The sequence below is a fragment of the Aerococcus sp. L_32 genome, assembly GCF_050689315.1.
In genome coordinates, this window is the sequence record NZ_JBOEQF010000212.1 from 1 (window position 1) to 3,639 (window position 3,639).

A 3,639-nucleotide genomic window follows, 5' to 3' on the forward strand; every position below is an offset into this window, starting at 1 on the left:
GATGACCTTCATTATTTTCATTATTGTAGTAATCTGCATCAACAATACCTATCCCATTAGGTAATGAAAGCCCACGTTTAAGAGGATTTGAAGACCGACAAGCTAATTGTAAGTATTCATTCTCGCCCATATAAGCCTTCAAACCTGTTGGCACTAGCACTGGTTTCATAGCACTTTCGTCTACTTCACCTGCTACATTTAAATGAGCGAGGTCTTTTAGCACATGCTTCACACCAGTCTTCCACATTGCCGGTACAACAATATCTTCAGCCGCTGCGATATCGTAGCCAGCCGATAGGGTTGTTGAACGTCTTGGTAATGTAATTGCCTCATCATTAGCATAGGCCGAGATTTTCTCAAATCCTCGTGTATTTTCTACTGTCATAAACAAATTCCATCCTTTACTACGCATACTTGAATTTTACTGACCTATTGTACCATTGATTAGCAGATTTCTAAATGTTAGACCATGTGGATTCAGTGTTACTTACTCGTTCTGGTCAGCAGCAGCTACTTCCGCATCTGCCACTTGTGCTGCTTCTACATCCGGTTCAGCCATTTCTTCAGTAGGGGTTTCTTCAAAATAGCTAGTATCTTCAAAATCTTCATCTGCTTCACCGTCAATATGGTCTGCATCAGACTTGTTGACCCAAACGGACATTGACCCAGCATGTACTTTAAATACACCAGTACCATCCTCTTCAATAGTTACCGATCCTTCAATTTCCCCCATCGCGTCCATCCACTCTTCTCCTACATGAAGTTCTCCTACATACATACGCTTCTTCGCCTGTTCACCATTAGTTGCGATAAAAGCGAGTCCATCTGGATGTTCATCATCGCCAGTTCGGGTATAACCAATACAATTTTTATGGTCAAAATAATCATGTTGATCACCGTAGGCATTTCCACGTCTTAAGGCTAAAAGCTTATCTAAGGTCTCTTGGAAACCTTTGTAGTCGATACTTTCAATACCGTAATAATCTCCGTAGAAAATAGCTGGCAAGCCGGATTGGTGCAGCAAAATCACCCCGTAAGCAATAGGTTTAAACCATTCATCTACCCACGACTCGAGGGCTTGTCCAGGCTGAGAATCATGATTATCAACGAATGGTACAGCTAGATCCGGTCTATCTTTTAAGAGTGATCCCTCAAGCAGGGATCCCATATCAAATTGATCCCAAGATGCAGCTGCTTGTTTAAAACGTTGATGTAAGGCCACATCAAATAGGTCAATTTGATAATCCGTTTCCGTTAAATAATCGAAAAGTACACCGGTATTACTTTGCCAGTATTCCCCTACAACATAGATATCTGGATTATTTTCTCGTAAAGCAGATATTAGCTGGTCGATAAAAGCAAAATCGATATGTTTTAAGGCATCCATTCTAAAGCCATTTAAATTAAAAGAATCTAAATACCAACGCGCCCATTTTAAGACTTCTTCTTGAACATAAGGATTACCATAATCAATATCTGCAAACATCAAGTAGTCGAAGTTACCATTCTCTCCGTCCACTGCTTCATCATCTGCCCAACCTTTATTCTCACCTTTAATCATAAAGATGCCACTTTCACCTGTTCTTTGGTCAAAATCAATCCCAGAGAAGCAGTTAAAATCCCAAATAAAGTCTGAGTATTCACCATTTCGACCTGGAAAAGTAAATTTGGTCCACCCTTCAATATCTCGAGCTTCACCAAGCTTTTCTTGTCGATTTGTTGGGTTCATTGGATAGGCTTGGAATACTTCCGTTTCATCGGCACCACCTTTATGGTTTAAAACGGCATCCGCTAGCACCCAAATATCCTGTTCATGTAAGGCATCAATTGCCGCTTGATATTCTGCGCGGGTCCCGTATTTGGTACGAACCGTCCCTTTTTGATCAAATTCCCCAATATCAAATAAGTCGTAAGTCCCGTAACCAACGTCGTTACTCGATTGACCTTTAGTTGCTGGTGGCATCCACACATGAGAAATCCCAATTGATGCCAAGTGTTCTGCATCTTCCGCTAACTTTTTCCATAAGCTACCATCATCAGGTAAGTCCCACTCAAAATATTGCATTAATACACCGTTCATCACCATATCATTATCCCCCGCTTTCGCCTAATCTTAATGTCTATCCCTATTTTTTCACGACTTTATTTCAGTTTCTTGCTTTGTATATTGATTAGATTCAATATCACATTACAGTTATTATACCGAAAGTTTCTTCAATGAGATAATTTTAGCTTCGCCAAGCTATCGTATTAGCATTTTTTTAAAGCCCTTACTAGTTTATAAGTCATAAATCAGCAAAATACTGCAAATAATTTTTCAAAATCTGTGAACCCTTCCAAGTGGTTGAAATCAAGGGAAATTAATGTCATATTTTAAACGATTGGTCTTTAAATCTTCACAAAAGTTCTATAGAATAGAGATATTAGGTGAAATCACCTTTGACGTATAGCGTCATAAACATTCCCAATCTTCGAACTACTTAAAATATAAATATAAAGGGTGCCTGAAATGCGAAAACTATTTAAATGGGTTTTATTGGCGAGCATCATGTTACTAGTTGGTAACCACGTTGAAGCGCGTGAATCGTCAACAGAATTAGGTAATGCGGTCAATGAAACTTTAACTGAAACCCAATCCTACAAGCAATCTACGATCATCGAACAGGTAACTACTGAACCCGCAAATACTGAAACAGTTATGTCGACCCTTTCTTATGATAATGCTGATAACTTTTCTGGAACACTTATTCAAAAAAATCTTGCTTCTGGCAATGATGATGCCATCTTACAAGTTGAAACGCACGACGCCCAATCTACCTACAAGGAAAATGGCAGCGAATGGCAACAAAGTTTAACCAATGACTCTCATTTGGACCGTTTAAATGTCCTATCTCTTAGTCAAATCCATAGTATATTAACGACGCTTGATACGATCGGTGAATGGACCGGTTCTTTAAGTGATCAAACCGTTTCTTTCTCTGGGGAAAATCAGCAATTAAACAATTTATTGAATGGTATTGTGAGTGAGTCTTACAACAACGACGCTGTCCACCAAATCCAACTTGTTACTAATCGTTACACCAATGAAATTAAAGCAGTTGAATGGACTATTTCTGGTACTAGTCGTATCAATAATCAAGACGTAACAACTTCCATCGAAGTGAAATTGTCACAATTATAATTAAAGGAGCCTATATGAGCCGTTATTTAGTCGGAACCATCTTTGCCATTTTATGTATTTTAGTCAATATCTATATCATCTGGAAGGGACAAACCCCTGAAGGCATGACTGCTGCCCAACAAGCCCGTTTGAAGGTTGTCGGCGGGGTCTTATTACTCTTGGCCTTTGTTGCACTCACATTTGGTGAAGCACTAGGGCTTCAATAAGCAAAATGCATAACATTTTCTAAATAAACTATTTATTTGTTATTCTTATTTGTATGCCGTGGAATATTATCTTTTAAATATTGGGATGAGACTGGGACAATACAAATCGCAGTTAACTAAATAAAGAGAGAAAAAAGATTTCGAAGTGAAATCTTTTTTCTCTCTTTTAATTTTTTCGCTTAAATCGTACGTTTGTTGTTGAATGTTTGCGTTGAGTCGTCGATTTTTTGCTTGTTACCAAAGACGACTAGA

Annotated in this window: 4 protein-coding genes; 2 read left to right on the forward strand and 2 right to left on the reverse strand. The window is 38.6% G+C overall.

The window, feature by feature from the left end:
- Together ACRCJ0_RS10595 and ACRCJ0_RS10600 are read right to left on the reverse strand one after the other, a co-directional pair.
- On the reverse strand, positions 1-385 hold a 385-nt coding region (locus ACRCJ0_RS10595; protein ID WP_431390411.1), incomplete at its 3' end, for a dUTP diphosphatase.
- Between the two features lie 102 nt (positions 386-487).
- Entirely contained in the window at positions 488-2,083 is a 1,596-nt protein-coding gene (locus ACRCJ0_RS10600) for an alpha-amylase (protein ID WP_431390414.1), read from the reverse strand.
- A gap of 426 nt (positions 2,084-2,509) precedes the next feature.
- On the opposite strand from ACRCJ0_RS10600, the gene ACRCJ0_RS10605 reads away from it, so the two are divergent.
- Both ACRCJ0_RS10605 and ACRCJ0_RS10610 read left to right on the forward strand, forming a co-directional pair.
- Positions 2,510-3,181 (forward strand): hypothetical protein, encoded by a 672-nt coding sequence (locus tag ACRCJ0_RS10605; protein WP_431390412.1) that lies wholly within the window; start codon positions 2,510-2,512, stop codon positions 3,179-3,181.
- A 14-nt stretch (positions 3,182-3,195) separates the two neighbouring features.
- Positions 3,196-3,387 carry a hypothetical protein gene (locus ACRCJ0_RS10610; protein ID WP_431390413.1) on the forward strand — a complete coding sequence of 64 codons (192 nt, stop codon included), beginning with the start codon at positions 3,196-3,198 and terminating at the stop codon, positions 3,385-3,387.
- Positions 3,388-3,639 lie beyond the last annotated feature (252 nt).